This window comes from Roseomonas sp. KE0001 (assembly GCF_016107285.1).
In the GTDB taxonomy this organism is placed as follows: domain Bacteria; phylum Pseudomonadota; class Alphaproteobacteria; order Acetobacterales; family Acetobacteraceae; genus Pseudoroseomonas.
Genome location: NZ_RCVQ01000006.1, coordinates 103,719 through 118,830, shown reverse-complemented (window position 1 = coordinate 118,830; position 15,112 = coordinate 103,719). Strand labels below are relative to the sequence as shown.

General features: G+C 74.1%; 20 protein-coding genes. 7 read left to right on the top strand and 13 right to left on the bottom strand.

Going from position 1 to position 15,112, the window contains the following annotated elements:
- The 8 genes from D9598_RS13445 to D9598_RS13410 form a co-directional block, all read right to left on the bottom strand.
- Nucleotides 1–729 (bottom strand): DUF1194 domain-containing protein, encoded by a 729-nt coding sequence (locus tag D9598_RS13445; protein ID WP_232477206.1) that lies wholly within the window; start codon nt 727–729, stop codon nt 1–3.
- Between the two features lie 115 nt (nt 730–844).
- Entirely contained in the window at nt 845–1,639 is a 795-nt protein-coding gene (ccmI, locus tag D9598_RS13440) for a c-type cytochrome biogenesis protein CcmI (RefSeq protein ID WP_198367039.1), read from the bottom strand.
- Nucleotides 1,636–2,115, bottom strand: a complete 480-nt coding sequence (locus D9598_RS13435) for a cytochrome c-type biogenesis protein (protein ID WP_198367038.1) — start codon at nt 2,113–2,115, stop codon at nt 1,636–1,638. The genes ccmI and D9598_RS13435 overlap by 4 nt, the downstream gene beginning before the upstream one ends.
- Nucleotides 2,115–2,666, bottom strand: coding sequence for a DsbE family thiol:disulfide interchange protein (locus tag D9598_RS13430; protein WP_198367037.1), 552 nt, complete (start codon nt 2,664–2,666; stop codon nt 2,115–2,117). The genes D9598_RS13435 and D9598_RS13430 overlap by 1 nt, the downstream gene beginning before the upstream one ends.
- 25 nt (nt 2,667–2,691) lie before the next feature.
- Nucleotides 2,692–4,650: a heme lyase CcmF/NrfE family subunit gene (locus D9598_RS13425; RefSeq protein WP_198367036.1), complete on the bottom strand. Its 1,959-nt coding sequence runs from the start codon at nt 4,648–4,650 to the stop codon at nt 2,692–2,694.
- On the bottom strand, nt 4,647–5,216 hold the full coding sequence (ccmE, locus tag D9598_RS13420; RefSeq protein ID WP_198367225.1) for a cytochrome c maturation protein CcmE: 570 nt from the start codon (nt 5,214–5,216) through the stop codon (nt 4,647–4,649). Before ccmE ends, D9598_RS13425 begins: the two co-directional genes overlap by 4 nt.
- A 47-nt stretch (nt 5,217–5,263) precedes the next feature.
- Nucleotides 5,264–5,410, bottom strand: a complete 147-nt coding sequence (locus D9598_RS13415) for a hypothetical protein (RefSeq protein WP_198367035.1) — start codon at nt 5,408–5,410, stop codon at nt 5,264–5,266.
- Nucleotides 5,407–6,201, bottom strand: coding sequence for a heme ABC transporter permease (locus tag D9598_RS13410; protein ID WP_370592020.1), 795 nt, complete (start codon nt 6,199–6,201; stop codon nt 5,407–5,409). The genes D9598_RS13415 and D9598_RS13410 overlap by 4 nt, the downstream gene beginning before the upstream one ends.
- Before the next feature lie 218 nt (nt 6,202–6,419).
- Here D9598_RS13410 and D9598_RS13405 point away from each other — a divergent pair, with 218 nt between their 5' ends.
- Nucleotides 6,420–6,713 carry a YciI family protein gene (locus D9598_RS13405; protein WP_198367033.1) on the top strand — a complete coding sequence of 98 codons (294 nt, stop codon included), beginning with the start codon at nt 6,420–6,422 and terminating at the stop codon, nt 6,711–6,713.
- 13 nt (nt 6,714–6,726) lie between these two features.
- Nucleotides 6,727–7,155 (top strand): EVE domain-containing protein, encoded by a 429-nt coding sequence (locus tag D9598_RS13400; RefSeq protein WP_198367032.1) that lies wholly within the window; start codon nt 6,727–6,729, stop codon nt 7,153–7,155.
- A gap of 22 nt (nt 7,156–7,177) precedes the next feature.
- On the opposite strand, the gene D9598_RS13395 is transcribed toward D9598_RS13400, so the two are convergent.
- Nucleotides 7,178–7,660, bottom strand: a complete 483-nt coding sequence (locus tag D9598_RS13395) for a hypothetical protein (protein WP_198367031.1) — start codon at nt 7,658–7,660, stop codon at nt 7,178–7,180.
- A 65-nt stretch (nt 7,661–7,725) separates the two neighbouring features.
- Here D9598_RS13395 and D9598_RS13390 point away from each other — a divergent pair, with 65 nt between their 5' ends.
- Entirely contained in the window at nt 7,726–8,076 is a 351-nt protein-coding gene (locus D9598_RS13390) for a Rieske 2Fe-2S domain-containing protein (protein WP_198367030.1), read from the top strand.
- Nucleotides 8,077–8,084: 8 nt separating this feature from the next.
- On the opposite strand, the gene D9598_RS13385 is transcribed toward D9598_RS13390, so the two are convergent.
- From D9598_RS13385 to D9598_RS13370, 4 genes are all read right to left on the bottom strand, one after another.
- Nucleotides 8,085–8,756, bottom strand: a complete 672-nt coding sequence (locus D9598_RS13385; RefSeq protein WP_198367029.1) for an amino acid ABC transporter permease — start codon at nt 8,754–8,756, stop codon at nt 8,085–8,087.
- Nucleotides 8,757–8,820: 64 nt separating this feature from the next.
- Entirely contained in the window at nt 8,821–9,501 is a 681-nt protein-coding gene (locus D9598_RS13380) for an amino acid ABC transporter permease (protein ID WP_198367028.1), read from the bottom strand.
- A 9-nt stretch (nt 9,502–9,510) separates the two neighbouring features.
- Complete coding sequence (locus tag D9598_RS13375; RefSeq protein ID WP_232477203.1) at nt 9,511–10,269, bottom strand: amino acid ABC transporter ATP-binding protein; 759 nt, start codon at nt 10,267–10,269, stop codon at nt 9,511–9,513.
- Between the two features lie 95 nt (nt 10,270–10,364).
- A complete protein-coding gene (locus D9598_RS13370) occupies nt 10,365–12,005 on the bottom strand; it encodes a bifunctional UDP-sugar hydrolase/5'-nucleotidase (RefSeq protein WP_198367027.1) in 1,641 nt (546 codons plus the stop codon).
- 151 nt (nt 12,006–12,156) lie between these two features.
- On the opposite strand from D9598_RS13370, the gene D9598_RS13365 reads away from it, so the two are divergent.
- From D9598_RS13365 to D9598_RS13350, 4 genes are all read left to right on the top strand, one after another.
- Nucleotides 12,157–13,074, top strand: a complete 918-nt coding sequence (locus D9598_RS13365; protein WP_198367026.1) for a sulfite exporter TauE/SafE family protein — start codon at nt 12,157–12,159, stop codon at nt 13,072–13,074.
- A gap of 14 nt (nt 13,075–13,088) precedes the next feature.
- Nucleotides 13,089–13,877 carry a TIGR02186 family protein gene (locus D9598_RS13360; RefSeq protein WP_198367025.1) on the top strand — a complete coding sequence of 263 codons (789 nt, stop codon included), beginning with the start codon at nt 13,089–13,091 and terminating at the stop codon, nt 13,875–13,877.
- Complete coding sequence (locus D9598_RS13355) at nt 13,878–14,357, top strand: universal stress protein (RefSeq protein ID WP_198367024.1); 480 nt, start codon at nt 13,878–13,880, stop codon at nt 14,355–14,357.
- Nucleotides 14,358–14,506: 149 nt separating this feature from the next.
- On the top strand, nt 14,507–15,070 hold the full coding sequence (locus tag D9598_RS13350; protein WP_198367023.1) for a NifU family protein: 564 nt from the start codon (nt 14,507–14,509) through the stop codon (nt 15,068–15,070).
- Nucleotides 15,071–15,112 lie beyond the last annotated feature (42 nt).

The window sequence follows — 15,112 nt, the reverse complement described above, 5'->3', positions numbered from 1 at the left end:
TCAGGCGTAGTCCCGGCGCGGCCCGCCATGCCCGGCGATCTCGCGGATCAGCTTGCGGCGCACCGCCAGGCCGAAGCTGTCGAAATCCTCCGCCGCCACCAGGAAGGCGCCCTCCCCGCCGATCACCGCCTCGGCATAGTACTGGTCGAGCGGCACCAGCGGGCGCCGTCCGAAGCTCGGCCGGTCGTTGATGATCGGCAGGCCGTTGACGACGATGCCCTGGGCGACGGCGGCATCGCGCGCCTGCTCCACCGGCGGGCCGGAATTGTTCACCCCGTCCCCCGAGACGTCGATCACCCGGCGCGTGGCCTCGAAGGGGGCCTCGGCGAGCAGCCGGGCGCCGAAGCCGATGGCGCCCGAGATCGAGGTCCAGGACAGCGAGGTGCGCGGCGCCTCGGCCAGCGCCTCGCCCCAGCGCCAGGCCTCGGCCTGGGAGCCGACGCGCATCCAGGGCAGGAGCTGCCGCTGGTATTCGATGCCGGCCCATTCCACGTAGGTCAGGGCGATGGCCCCGATGGCACCGCCCTGGATCGCCTCCAGCAGGCGCGGATCGGTCATCGCCGCGCGATAGCCCTCGCGCTGCAGCTTGGCCTCGTCCTCATCGACCGAGCGGGAGACATCGACCGCCAGCACCAGCAGCACATCCACCGCCTCCGCGGCGCGCGGATGTCCCGGCCAGAGGGTCGAGGCCGCCGCGACGCCGCCCGCCGTCAGCCCAGCCGTCAGCAAGGAACGCCGCCACATCCTTTCCGCCTCCCGCCTGTTCCCGCACAGCAAAGCCGAGAGGCGGGGGGGTGGCGCAATTCTTTCATGTGCACACCCGCGTGTGCCCAGGGGCGTGTACTTAGGGCAGCTCCTGCAGCCGCCGCTCCACAAGGGCGCGCCAGGGCGCGTCGGGCGGCGCCTGGTCGAGCAGGGCGCGCCAGGTGGCGCGGGCATTCTCCGACCGGCCGGCACGGGCCTCCAGCAGGCCCAAAAGGTAGCGCAGGCGCGGCGCCTCCGGCTCGGCGGAAAGCGCCCGCGCCAGCAGGGCGGCGGCGGCGTCGAGCTCGCCCTGCCCGATGCGCAGCTCCGCCAGCTCGGCGGCCAGCGGCCCGTCGAAGCGGATGGACAGGGCGCGCGCGAAGGCGTCGATGGCGGCCTCCGTCCGGCCCCGCCCGCGCTCGGCATTGGCGAGCAGGATCCAGCCCTGGCGCGCCGCCTCGCCCTCCTGCGGCGCCGCCTCCAGCCGTTGCCGCAGCATGGCCAGCAGCGCCTCGTCCTGCGCCGCCGCCTCGGCGCGCTCGCGATAGGGCGCGGCCGGGATCTCGGGATGCCCGCGCCAGAGGTAGAGGCCGAAGCCGAGGGCGGGCACCAGGAACAGCATGGCGGCCAGCAGCGCCCCGCCCCGCCCGGCACCCGGCGCCGCCGCGGCGGCGGGCGAGGCCAGCAGGCGGCGCTGCACCTCGGTCACGGCGGCGCGGTGCGCGGCCTCGTCCATCCGCCCGCTCTCCCGCTCGCGCTCCAGCTCGGCGAGCTGCGCGCGGTAGAGGGCGCGGTCGGCCTCCAGCCGGCCGGTCAGGCGCGGCGGGCGGAGCAGGGCGAAGGCCAGCGGCGCCACCGCCAGCGCCGCCATGGCCAGGAAGAGCAGCCAGATCATCGCCCCGCCTCATCCTCCAGCGCGGCGAGGCGGGCGCGCTCGGCCTCGCTCAGCGGCGGCGCCTCGGGCACCGCGCCGCGCCGGCGGCGGACCAGCAGGATGGCCAGCGCGCCGCCGCCGACCGCCAGCACCGGCATGCCCCAGAGCAGCGCCGTGGCCCAGGTGACGGGCGGGCGCAGCAGCACGAAGTCGCCGTAGCGGTCATGGACATAGTCCATCACCTGGCGGTCGCTCTCGCCCATCGCCACCCGCTCGCGCACGATGCGGCGCAGGTCGCGCGCCAAGTCGGCCTCGCTGTCCTCGATCGACTGGTTCTGGCAGACGAGGCAGCGCAGCTCGCGCCCGATCTCCCGCGCCCGCGCCTCCTGCGCCGGGTCGCGCAGCATCTCCGAGGGCAGGCCGACGGCGCGCGCCGCGCCGGACAGGCCGGACGCCAGCACGAGCGCGAGCGCCAGGGCGGACAGGGTGCGGCGCATCAGGCGTGGCGCCGCAGCAGCGGGCGGATGTCCTGCTCCAGCACCTCGGGCGTCACCGGCCCCGGCCAGCGCCAGCGGACGATGCCCTGGCGGTCAATGAGGTAGCTCTCCGGCACGCCATAGACCCCCCAGTCGATGGCGACGCGGCCCGGCGCGTCCTGCGCCAGCTGGCGGAAGGGGTTGCCATGGCGCTGCAGGAAGGCCCGCGCATCGGCCGGCCGGTCCTTGTAGTTGATGCCGAGGATCGTCACCCCCTCCCGCGCCAGCCGCATCAGCTGCGGATGCTCGACGATGCAGGGCACGCACCAGCTGGCCCAGAAGTTCACCAGCACCGGCGCGGGCAGGCCGCGCAGCGCCGCCTCGGTCAGCGGCGGGGCGCCCTCCTCCAGCGCCGGCAGGCTGAAGGCCGGCGTCGCGCGGCCGAGCAGCGCGGAGGGCACGCCGCGCGGGTCGTAGCTGCCATCGCCCAGGCCGCGCAGCATGGCGTAGAAGCCGGCGCCCCCGGCCGCGACGAGGCCGAGCGGGGCGAGCATCAGCAGGCGGCGATTCATGGGTGGTCGTCCGTTCCTCTCGGCGTCATGCCGGCACGGCCCGCCGCTTCGCCGACGGCGCCGCGACACGCACCCGCCGGTCGGAGAGGGAGAGCCCGCCGCCCAGCGCCATGATGGCGGCGCCCAGCCAGATCCAGGGCGCCAGCGGGTTGTGGTGCAGGCGCAGCACCGCCGCGCCCTCCTGCTCCTCGCCCAGCACGGCGTAGAGGTCGACGAGCCAGGTGGTGTGGATGGCGGCCTCGGTGGTGGTCATCCGCGCCACGGGGAAGAAGCGCCGCTCCGGCGCCAGCACGGCGACGGTGGCGCCGTTCCGTGTCACCGTCACGGTGGCGCGCCGGGCGGACCAGTTGGACCCCACGGCATCCTCGACCCGGTCGAGGCGCCATTCATAGCCCGCCAGCGCCACGCTCTCCCCGGGCTGCAAGCCGGCCAGCCGGTCGGTGGCCAGGCCCATGCCCGCCATGCCCAGGATCGAGACGCCGAGCCCGGCATGCGCGATGGCCGCGCCCCAGGCCGCGCGCGGCAGGCCCCGCGCCCGGCTCCAGGCGGCGGCGGGGCGGCGGAACAGGGCGATGCGGTCGAGAACATCGGCCAGCGCGCCGCCGATCAGCCAGGCGGCGGCGGCGAAGCCCAGTGCCGGGCCGATCCGCGCGCCGGCGAGGGCGAGGCAGGCCGCCGCCGCCAGCGCCGCCAGCAGCGCCGCCCACCAGAGCCGCTGCAGCACCGGCCAGAGCTGCGCCCGCTTCCAGGGCAGCAGCGGCCCGGCCGCCATGGCCAGCACCAGCGGCACGGCCAGCGGCAGGATGGCGGTGTTGAAGAAGGGCGGCCCGACCGAGATCTTCTGCCCGAGCAGCAGGTCGGCGAACATCGGCCACAGCGTGCCGGTCAGCACCACCGCCGCCATCGAGCAGAGCAGCAGGTTGTTCAGCACCAGCCCGCCCTCGCGCGAGAGCGGGGCGAAGAGGCCGGCCGGCGCCATGGCCGGCGCCCGCCAGGCGAAGAGCGCCAGCCCGCCGCCCAGGTAGAAGACCAGCAGGCCGAGGATGAAGACGCCGCGCTCCGGGTCGTTGGCGAAGGCGTGCACCGAGTTCAGCACGCCCGAGCGCACCAGGAAGGTGCCGAGCAGCGAGAAGCCGAAGGCCAGCAGCGCCAGCAGCACGGTCCAGACCTTCAGCGCCTCGCGCTTCTCGACCACGATGGCCGAGTGCAGCAGCGCCGTGCCGGCCAGCCAGGGCAGCAGCGAGGCGTTCTCCACCGGGTCCCAGAACCACCAGCCGCCCCAGCCCAGCTCGTAATAGGCCCACCAGGAGCCGAGCGCGATGCCGAGGGTGAGGAAGGCCCAGGCGGCCAGCGCCCAGGGCCGCACCCAGCGCCCCCAGGCGGCATCCACCCGCCCCTCGATCAGCGCCGCGACGGCGAAGGCGAAGGTCACGGCATAGCCGACATAGCCGAGGTAGAGCAGCGGCGGATGGAAGGCGAGGCCGGGGTCCTGCAGGATCGGGTTCAGCCCCTGCCCGTCCGGCGGCGGCGGCCAGACCCGGCCGAAGGGATTGGACGTGGCCAGGATGAAGGCCAGGAAGCCCACCGCGACCAGTCCCAGCACGCCGAGCACGCGGGCGCGCAGCACCCCCGGCAGGTCGCGCCCGAAGCCGGCCACCGCCCCGCCGCAGAGCGCCAGGATCAGCACCCAGAGCACCATCGAGCCCTCGTGGTTCCCCCAGGCGCCGGAGAGCTTGTAGAGCAGCGGCTTGGCCGAGTGGCTGTTCTGCACCACGTTGATGACGCTGGTGTCGTTGGTGACGAAGGCCCAGAGCAGGGCGGCGAAGGCGGCCGCGACCGCCAGCAGGTGCCCCGCCGCCAGCGGGCCGGCGGCGGCGATCAGCCGCGCCTCGCCGCGCTGCGCGCCGAGCAACGGCAGCACCGCCTGTGCCAGGGCCAGGGCGAGCGCCAGGGCCAGCGCGAAATGGCCGATCTCCGCGATCATCCGCCGCTCTTCGCCTCCGCGGCGGGGCTGCCAATGGGGTTGCCAATGGGGCTGCCAATGGGACTGGCAGTGGGACTGAGCGTGTTCCAGGAGGCGGCGGGGGGCGGGGCGCCCCGGGCCGGGTCCCAGTGCCCGCTGCGCTTCAGTGCGTCCGCCACCTCCGGCGGCATGTAGGTCTCGTCATGCCGGGCCAGCACCTCGCTGGCGCGGAACAGCCCGTCGGGGCCGAGGCGGCCGAGCGTCACCACGCCCTGCCCCTCGCGGAACAGGTCGGGCAACACGCCGACATAGGCGACGGGAATCGTCGCCGGCCCGTCGGTGACGCGGAAGCGGGCCTCGGGGCGGCCGTCCGGCGTCCGGCCGCGCTGCAGACTGCCGGTTTCGACCAGGCCGCCGAGGCGGAAGGCGCGGTCGGGGCCGGGCTGCCGCGTGGCGATGTCGCTCGGCGCCAGGAAGAACACCAGATTGTCCTGGAAGGCGGTCAGGGTCAGCGCCGTGGCGGTGCCGAGACCAAGGCCGGCCAGCAGCAGCACCCAGAGCCGCCGCTTCTTCCGCGCCGCGCCCATGCCGCGGCCCGGGGAGGCTCCAGGGGACATCCCGGAAGACGCCCCACTCATGCCCGCCCCTCCCGGCGCGGCTCGATCTGCCGCAGGCGCCGCCGTGCCAGGGCATGGCGCCAGGCCGCCATCGCCGCCATGCCGCCGAAGCCCATCGCCGCCAGGGCCCAGGCGAGGGTCACGTGCCACCAGTGCAGGCTCATGCGCGCCGCGCCCGGGCCAGTTGCGCCTGCCGCAGGCGCCGTTCCATCACCGCCGCCCGGCTGCGCGCCAGCACCAGCGCGGCGAAGGCCAGGCTGAAGCCCAGGGCGCAGGTGAGCAGGGGATAGAGCAGCGCGACATGCAGGCCCGGGGCGCCGATGCGGGTGACCGAGGCCGTCTGATGAAGGGTGTTGAACCAGTCCACGCTCCACTTGATGACCGGCAGGTTCAGGGCCCCGATCAGCGCCAGGATGGCGCCGGCCCGGGCGCCGCGCTCCTCGTCGTCGAAGGCGCGGACCAGGGCGGCATGGCCGACCCAGAGGAAGAACAGCACCAGCACCGAGGTCATCCGCGCATCCCAGGCCCACCAGGTGCCCCACATCGGCCGGCCCCAGAGGCTGCCGGTGGCGAGGCAGAGGGCGGTGACCATGGCGCCGGCCGGCGACAGCTCCCGCGCCACCAGATCCGCCAGCGGATGGCGCCAGACCAGCGACAGCACCGACAGCACGGCCAGCCCGGCATAGCCGCCCATGGCCAGCCAGGCCATGGGGACATGCACGTACATGATCCGCACCGTCTCGCCCTGCTGCCAGTCGGGCGGCGAGAAGACCAGCGCCCAGGCGGCGCCGGCTCCCAGCACCAGCCCGGCGAGCGCCCAGAGCCAGGGCAGCCAGCGGTCGGTCAGGCGCAGGAAGCGGCCGGGATTGGCGAGGCGGTGCAGCGCCGCGCCCCGTCCGGGCGGCGCGGCGGGGCGCGGGGCGGCCGCGGTGGGGCCGGGCAGGGGGGTGCTCACGGCGCGCAACCTAGCCTGCCCTCGCCGGAGGCGGAAACGCCGATCGCACGCTCGAACAACACGATAAGCCTGATCCATGAGCCAGGGGGGGGTGCGGGGGGCGGATGCGGCAGACTTAGGCGCTGGCGTCGCCGGATTGAAGCCATCGCCACACCCGGTTACGTGATGGACGCAGCGGCGCCGCCGGACGGGGGGCGCCCCAGGAGGGGAATCCGACCATGCTGTTCGCCATCTTCGCCGAGGACAAGCCGGGCGCGCTGGAGCTGCGCCTCGCCACCCGGCCGACGCATCTGGAATACCTCGACAGCCAGGTCGAGAAGCTGGTCCAGGTCGGGCCGCTGCTCGACGCCGAGGGCAAGCCCTGCGGCAGCCTGCTGGTGGTCGAGGTGGCCGACCAGGCCGAGGCCGAGGCGCTGGCCGCCGGCGATCCCTATGCCAGGGCCGGCCTCTTCGCGCGCACCGTCATCCGCCCCTTCCGGCAGGTCTATGCCGGCGGCCAGCGCGTCGGCTGAGGCGGGCGGGGCGGTGCGGCACTGGCTGGTCAAGAGCGAGCCCGACGCCTTCTCCTGGCAGGAGCAGGTGGCGAACGGGGTGGAACCCTGGACCGGCGTGCGCAACGCCCAGGCCGCCAACCACCTGAAGGCCATGCGCCGCGGCGACCTGGCCTTCTTCTACCATTCCAATATCGGCAAGGAGATCGTCGGCGTGGTCGAGGTGGCCCGCGAGGCCTATCCCGACCCCACGGAGACGGTGCCGGAGGGCAAGGCGCCGCGCTGGGTCTGCGTCGACATGCGCGCGGTGGGCGCGCTGCCGCGGCCGGTGGGCCTCGCGACCATCAGGGCGACGCCCGCGCTGGAGGGCATCGCCCTGGTGCGGCAGTCGCGCCTCTCGGTCATGCCGGTCTCGGCGGCGCACTGGGCCGTGCTCTGCCGGATGGGCGACTGGCGGAGCTAGGGGGGGCGGGGCTGAGGGGCGCTCAGCGCCGCGGGCGCGGCTCGCGGTCGCCGAACCAGGGCGTGCCCTGGCTGGCCGGAAATTCCGGCGGCGGCACCGGCGGCGGAACCAGGGGGCCGGGATCGACATAGACCTGCACCCCCGATCCGGTCTGGCCGGTGCCCGGCTCGCCCGGGCCCCAGGCGCCCTGGCCGGGTGGCCGGCGGCGGAGGTCGCGCGGGATCTCCTGCCACCCTCGATGGCGGCCATCGGCGCCACCCTGCCACGGGGCGCCCCCGGCCGGGTGCTCCGGGCGGCCTCCGTGGAGGCCCCGGGACTCGAAATGCCACGGCGTGCCTCCCTGGCGTCCGGTCTGGTGTCCGGTCGGGCCGGGAACATAGCCCTGGCCTTCATGGTCCAGGCGGAGCTGGGCCTCGGCGGCCCGGGGCGCGGCCAGGGCCAGCCCGGCGAGCAGCAGGGCGCAGTGGATCCGGCATCGCATCGCGGCATCTCCCGTCTCGGCCATGCCAGTTTGCGCGACCGGGATGAACAGGGGATGAAGCGGCCGTGCCCGGCGACGGAGGAGGGAGAATGACCGAGGAACGCGCGCTGTGCCGCCTGGAGGAGATCGCCGACGGCAAGGCCAGGGGGTTTTCCGGCGTCTCCGGCGGCTTCATGGGGCTGCTCGCGGTGCGCCAGGGCGGGCGGGTCCGGGTCTATGTGAATGCCTGCCCGCATATCGGCGTGCCGCTGGAGATCATGCCGGACCGCTTCCTCGACGGCGCCGGGCGGCGCATCGTCTGCGCCGTGCATGGCGCGACCTTCCGCATCGAGGACGGCTTCTGCCTCACCGGCCCCTGCGCGGGGGACAGCCTGGAGGCGGTGCCGGCGCGGATCGACGCGGAGGGGACGATCTGGGTGCCGGCCGAGGCGGGGGCCTGAGGCGCCGCTCAGCGCCCCGCCAGGGCCTTGTTCTCCAGCCGCGAGATCACCCGCACCAGCGGCCAGAGCAGCAGGAAGTAGGCCACCGCCGCCGCCACGATCGGCGTCGCGTTGTAGGTCGCGTTCTGCGCCTGCCGCGCCTGGAACAGCAGTTCCGGCAGGGCGACGACGCTGGCGATGGAGGTGAGCTTCACCACCTCCAGCGTGTTGCTCACCAGGTCCGGCAGCACGTTGCGCACCGCCTGCGGCAGCACCACGTGCGCCAGCGCCTGCCCCCGCGAGAGGCCGGTGCTGCGCGCCGCCTCCATCTGGCCGCGCGGCACGCTCTCGATGCCGGCGCGCAGCACCTCGCCGTAATAGGCGCCGGTGTTGAGGAAGAAGCCGATGGCCACCGCCCCCCAGGCGCCGGTGTCGATGCCGGCGAAGGGCAGCCCGGCATAGAGGAAGACCAGCAGCACCAGCGGCGGGATGGCGCGGAACAGGTCGGTCCAGCCGGCCGCCGCCAGCCGCACCGCGCGCGGGCCGGAGGTGGCCAGCAGGGCCAGCAGGACGCCGCCCGCGAGGCCGAGCGGCACGGTGATGGCCGAGAGCGCCAGGGTGTAGAGGAAGCCCTGCCACAGGATCGGCCAGGCCTCGCGGACGATGTCGGCGTTCAGGAAGGCGAAGACGAAGTTTTCCACGGCGACGCTCAGCCTTCTTCTTTCATGAGGTTCACGCCGCGCCGCGCGGCCCGCGATCGCATGGCTAGCGCTTCCAGGCGAAGCGCGTCTCGATCCAGCGGCCGAGCGCGACGACGGGGATGAACAAGATCAGGTAGGCGATGGCGCCGAGGGTCAGCGGCGAGGGATTGGCCGAGAAGGACATGGCGCTCTGCGCCGCGCCGAGGATCTCGGAGACGCCGACCACCGAGGCGAGCGCCGTGCCCTTGGTGATGGCGATGGTGCGGTTGGTCAGCGGCGGGATGGTGATGCGCAGCGCCTGCGGCAGCACGACATGGCCGAGCGTCTGCGCGAAGCCGAGGCCGGTGGAGCGCGCCGCCTCCCACTGCCCCTTCGGCACGGCGGTGATGCCGGCCCAGAAGATCTCCTCGGCGAAGGCGGCCAGCACCAGGGTCAGCGACAGCCATGTCGCGGCGAAGCCCGAGATGGACAGCCCCGCCGCCGGCAGACCGAAGAAGAGCAGCACGATGATGACCAGCGGCGGCAGGGCGCGGAACAGGTCCACCGTGAAGATGATCAGCCAGTTCAGCGGACGGATGGCCAGGCTGCGCAGCAGTGCGAGCAGCAGCCCCAGCGCCAGGCCCGAGACGACGATCAGCAGCGCCAGCAGGACGGTCAGGCCGAGCCCCTGCGCGATCTGCGGCAGGTAGGTCGCCATGACCTTGAGGTTGAAGAAGGAGAAAAGGAAGTTGTCGAGCCCGCCCATCGCCGCGTCTCAGTGCCGGTCGATCTGGCGGATGAAGGCGCGGGTGCGCTCGTGCTGCGGGTCGCCGAAGATCTGCGCCGGCGGCCCCTCCTCCAGCTTCTGGCCATCGGCCATGAACACCACGCGGTCGGCGGCGGCGCGGGCGAAGGCCATCTCGTGGCTGACCACCACCATGGTCATGCCGCTCTCGCGCAGCTCGCGCATCACCGCCAGCACGCCGCCCACCAGCTCGGGGTCGAGCGCGCTGGTCGGCTCGTCGAACAGCATGACGCGCGGCTCCAGCGCGATGGCCCGGGCGATGGCGACCCGCTGCTGCTGCCCGCCCGAGAGCTGCGCCGGATAATGGTCCGTCCGCTCGCCGAGGCCGACGCGCTCCAGCGCACGGCCGGCGAGCTCCGCCGCCTCCGCCCTGCTCTTCCCCAGCACCCTGCGCAGCGCCAGCATGACGTTCTGCCGCGCCGTCATGTGCGGGTAGAGGTTGAAGCTCTGGAAGACCATGCCGATGCGGCGCCGGGCGGCGTTGATGTCCGTCCTGGGGTTCAGCAACTCGATGCCGTCGATATGGATCGAGCCGTCGCTCGGCTCCTCCAGCCGGTTCAGGCAGCGCAGCAGGGTGGACTTGCCGGAGCCCGAGGGGCCGATGATGAAGACCAGCTCGCGCTCCGCCACCGCGAGGTCGACGCCCTTGAGCACCGTGAGCGAGCCGAACCGCTTCCAGAGGCCGCGCGCATCGACGATCGGGCGCGGCGCGGGGGGGGATGAAGACATCGGCGCATTCCTCGGCTTCTCGGCTGGGCGCCTATAGGGCAGGCTGGGCAGGCTGGCAAAAGTATGGGTATGCAATTTCCGCGCCAGGATTCCGGTCAGGGCGGCGGGCCGGCCTCCGTGATGCGCCCCTCCAGCCGGGTACGGGCGGCGCCCTGCCGCCGCAGCCAGTCCGCCAGCGCCTCCTCCAGCGGCCGGCCGTTGTCGAGCACGGCCAGCGGGGCGTCGCGCAGCGCCGCGTAGCCATCGCCGCCGCGCCGCAGGAAGTCGTTGGTGACGATGCGGTAGGCAGCCTCCGGCCGCCACGGCGCGCCGCCGACCTCGACCGAGGCCAGTCGCTCCCCCGGTGGCGCGCCGGGCCGCCAGCGCAGCCGCATCCCCGCCACCTGCGGAAAGCCGCCGCCATTCTCCTGCGCGCGCGCCAGCCCCGCCTCCAGTGCCGCCCACAGGTCGGCGCCGCGCAGGGTGATGACCGAGAGCGTGTTGCCGAAGGGCAGCATCTCGAGCAGCGCGCCCCAGCTCACCACCCCCTCCGGCAGGCCGGCGCGCAGCCCGCCGCCATTGGTCAGGGCGGCGTCCGCCCCCGGCGCCGCCGCCAGCATGGCGTCGGCCAGCAGGTTGCCGAGGCGGCATTCGCCCTGGCGGCACCCCGCGGGTGAGAGGCCCGGCGCGCCCGGCCCCACGGCGCGCGCGCGCAGCGCCGCCAGCGGCGCGCCGTATTCCGCGACCAGCGCGGCCACGGCCGGGTCCGGCGCCAGCGACTCGTCCACCGCCCGCACCATGCCGCCATGTCCGGCGACCCGGCCATCGGCGCCCAGGTCCAGGTCGAGCCGGCCGAGCCAGCGGCCATGGGCGCCGGCCTGGACGATGCGCACGGCGCGGTCGCGCCCCTCCACCACCAGCGGATGCGGCCCCTCGGCGCCGGGCAGGCCATCGGCCAGCAGCGTATGGGAATGGCCGCCGATGATGGCGTCGATGCCGGGCACGGCGGCGGCGAGCGCGCGGTCGGCGGCGAGGCCGAGATGCGACAGCACCAGGATCGTCGCCGGCCCGCCGGCGCGGATGGCGGCGATCTCGCGCAGGGCGGCCTCCGCCGCCTCGGTGAAGCGCAGGCCCGGGCCCGGGCTGGAGGCCTGCGGCGTGGTCTCGGTGGTGAGGCCGATGACGCCGATCCGCAGGCCGCCGCGCCGGAAGGCCACATGGCCGCGGATGCGGGCCGCCAGGGCCGGCTCGCGCGCCATGTCCAGATTGGCCGAGAGCAGGGGGAAGTCCACCGCCGCGGCATAGGCGGCGAGCGTCAGCGGGCCGTGGTCGAACTCGTGGTTGCCGAGCGCCATGGCCTGGCAGCCGGTGGCACGCTGCACCGCCGCCTCGGCCAGGCCGCGATGCGCGGTGTGATAGAGGCTGCCGGTGAACTGGTCCCCGGCATCGAGATGCAGCACGGCCCGGCCGTCGGCTTCCGCCGCGCGCCGCGCCACGGCCAGGGCGGTGGCCATCCGCGCGCTGCCGCCGAGGCAGGGGCGGCCCTCCTGGCAGGCGGCGCCCGAGGCCTGCTGCCCGTCATGCCGGGCATGGACGTCGTTCAGATGCAGCAGGGTGAGGCGCCCGGCGGTTTCCGCCGCGGCGCGGCGCAGGCCGGGGAGGCCGAGAGGGGGGAGGCCGAGAGGGGGCAGGCCGAAAGCGGGCAGGGCCAGACCGCCGGCCAGCAGGGCCCGGCGGGTGGTGCGGAAATGACGCATGGCCATAAAATTTCCGGTTGGGGTCGCTTTGCCGTCCTTCGCCTCAGCTTTAGCCCAAGACTTGCCTTATTCCGAATGTCCCTTGCATGACGGCGGCCGCGTCGATCCGGCATGGCCGCCGCCCTGCGCCTGACGTGAGACTGGAATTGCGATGCAGGTCTACCTGCCCATCGCCGAGATGTCGGTCGATGCCCTGCTGCTGCTCGGCATCGGCTTCGGCGTGGGCTGGCTTTCCGGCCTGTTCGGCGTCGGCGGCGGCTTCCTGCTGACGCCGCTGCTGATCCTCATCGGCATCCCGGCGCCGGTTGCGGTCGCCTCGGGCGCCAACCAGACCCTTGGCGCCTCGGTCTCCGGCCTGATCGCGCAGTGGCGCCGCGGCAATGTCGATCCGCGCATGGGGCTGGTGCTGCTGGCCGGCGGCTTCGTCGGCTCGGCGCTCGGCGTGCAGCTCTTCGCCTGGCTGCGGCGCCAGGGGCAGGTGGATCTCGCCGTCGCCGTCTTCTACGTGGTCGTGCTCGGCAGCGTCGGCGGGCTGATGGTGCGGGAGAGCGTGCGCGCCATCCTGCGCCGCCGCCGGCGCGGCACCGCGCCGGCCCGGCTGCACGCGCATCTCTGGATGCACGGCCTTCCCTTCAAGCTGCGCTTCCGCAAGTCGCGCCTCTACATCTCGGTCATCCCGCCCCTGCTGATCGGCCTGATGATCGGCGTGCTCTCGGCCGTGATGGGGGTCGGCGGCGGCTTCATGCTGGTCCCCGCGATGATCTACCTGCTCGGCATGCCGACGGCGGTGGTGATCGGCACCTCGCTGTTCCAGGTCGTCTTCGTGGCCGCCAATGTCACGCTGCTGCAGGCCGTCTCGACCGGCAGCGTCGACATCGTGCTGACCCTGCTGCTGCTGGTGGGCGGCGTGGCCGGGGCGCAGTTCGGCGCCTCGATGGGCACGCGGCTGCGCGGCGAGGAGACGCGCTTCCTGCTCGGCCTGCTGGTGCTGGGCGTGGCGCTCAGCCTGCTCTGGGGCCTGGTGGCGACGCCGGACAGCCTCTTCGCCATCGGGCCGATCCCGTCATGAGGCGCTGGCGGGCCATGGCCCTGCTGCTCGCGGCCCTCCTCCTGCCGGACGGGCCGGCCCCGGCGCAGCCCCTGCCCCTGCCCCCGCCGCCGCCCGCCCCGCCGCAGCAGCCGGCGCAGGCGCGCCCGCCCCTGGTGGCGGAGCTGTCGCAGACGCGGGTCGAGATCTCCACCGGCTTCAGCGGCACCGACGTGCTGGTCTTCGGCGCCACCGAGCGGCTGCTCGGCCCGGGCGGCGACGACATCCTGGTGGTGGCGCAAAGCCCGCCGGAGCCCATGGTGGTGCGCCGGCGCGTCAATGTGCTGGGCTTCTGGATCAACGGCCCCTCGGCCCGCTTCCGCCAGGTGCCGGGCTTCTACCTGCTGACCGGCACCCGCCCGCTGCGCGAGCTGCTGAGCGAGGAGGAGCGCGCCGCCAAGCGACTCGGCCTCGACAACCTGCCGCTCGCCTCGACCGGCGTGCAGGACCCCGCCTATCACGAGGCGCTGCTGCGGCTGAAGCAGGACGCCATGCTGTGGCACGAGGAGGACGAGGCGATCCAGATCTCGGGCGCCCGCCTGTTCCGCGCCCGCCTGCCCCTGCCGGCCACCGTCGCCACCGGCGATTTCCGCGTCGAGGTGCTGCTGGTGCGGGATGGCCGCGTGATGGCGCGGCAGGAGCTCGGCTTCCGGGTCGAGCGGGTCGGCGCCGCCGCGCGCATCGCCGATGTCGCGGAGCAGGATCCGGTGATATACGGGCTGGCCTGCATCCTGCTCGCGGCCCTCGCCGGATGGCTGGGAAGCGTGCTCTTCCGGAGGGGATGAATGCCCGAAGCCGCACGCCGGGACCGCGTTTTCCTGGTCGTCGTCGATGACAGCCCGGAGCGCCAGATCGCCCTGCGCTATGCCTGCCTGCGTGCCCGCAACGGCGGCGGCCGTGTCGCCCTGCTGCGGGTGATCGAGGAGGAGGGGACGGTCGAATGGGCCGGCGTCGGGGCCATGCTGCAGGAGGAGCGGCGCGACGAGGCCGAGAAGCTGCTCTCGGCGCTGGCCGCCGAGGTGCAGGAGATCACCGGCGGCCTGCCGATCCTGCTGATCCGCGAGGGCGATCCGCGCGACGAGCTGCTGGCCCTGCTGGAGGAGGATCCGCGCATCTCCATCCTGGTGCTGGCCAGCGCCACCTCGGGCGGCGGGCCCGGCCCGCTGATCAGCGCCCTGATCGGCCGCTACGCGCCGCGCCTGCGGGTGCCGCTGACCATCGTTCCCGGCAATCTCGACGAGGCCGAGCTCAGCCGCGTGACCTGAGCGCGCGCCCTTGACCTGGCCTCCCGTGCGCCTGGGCATTCCGTGCCTGGCATGAGGCGGCGGAATGGCTCGCCGCTTGCGCAATCCCGCGCCATCGCCCACATCCGGGCGAGGAACCCCGACGCCGCAGCACGGAAAAGCCGAGACCGATGTTCATCGAGACCGAAGCCACCCCGAATCCCGCCACGCTGAAGTTCCTGCCCGGGCAGGACGTGATGGGCGCGCGCGGCACGGCGGATTTCATCAGCCCCGACGGCGCGGCGCGCAGCCCGCTGGCCGAGCGGCTCTTCAGCCTCGAGGGCGTCGCGCGCGTCTTCCTGGGCGCCGATTTCGTCACCGTCACCAAGACCGATGCGATCGACTGGCAGGCGCTGAAGCCGCAGGTTCTGGGCGCCGTTATGGAGCACTACATGGCCGGCCGGCCGGTGGTGCTGGAGGCCGAGGGCGAGGCGGCGCTGGAGGACAGCGACCCGGCCGATGCCGAGATCGTCGCGCAGATCAAGGAGCTGCTGGACACGCGGGTGCGCCCGGCGGTGGCCGGCGATGGCGGCGACATCGTCTTCCGCGGCTTCCGGGACGGCATCGTCCGGCTGCACCTGCAGGGCGCCTGCTCCGGCTGCCCCTCCTCCCGCGCCACGCTGAAGCACGGTGTCGAGAACATGCTGCGCCACTACGTGCCCGAGGTGGTCGCGGTGGAGCAGGTCGAGGGCTGAGGCGCCGCCCCGCCCGGCGTTTTTCGCCAGGCTGACCCTGGC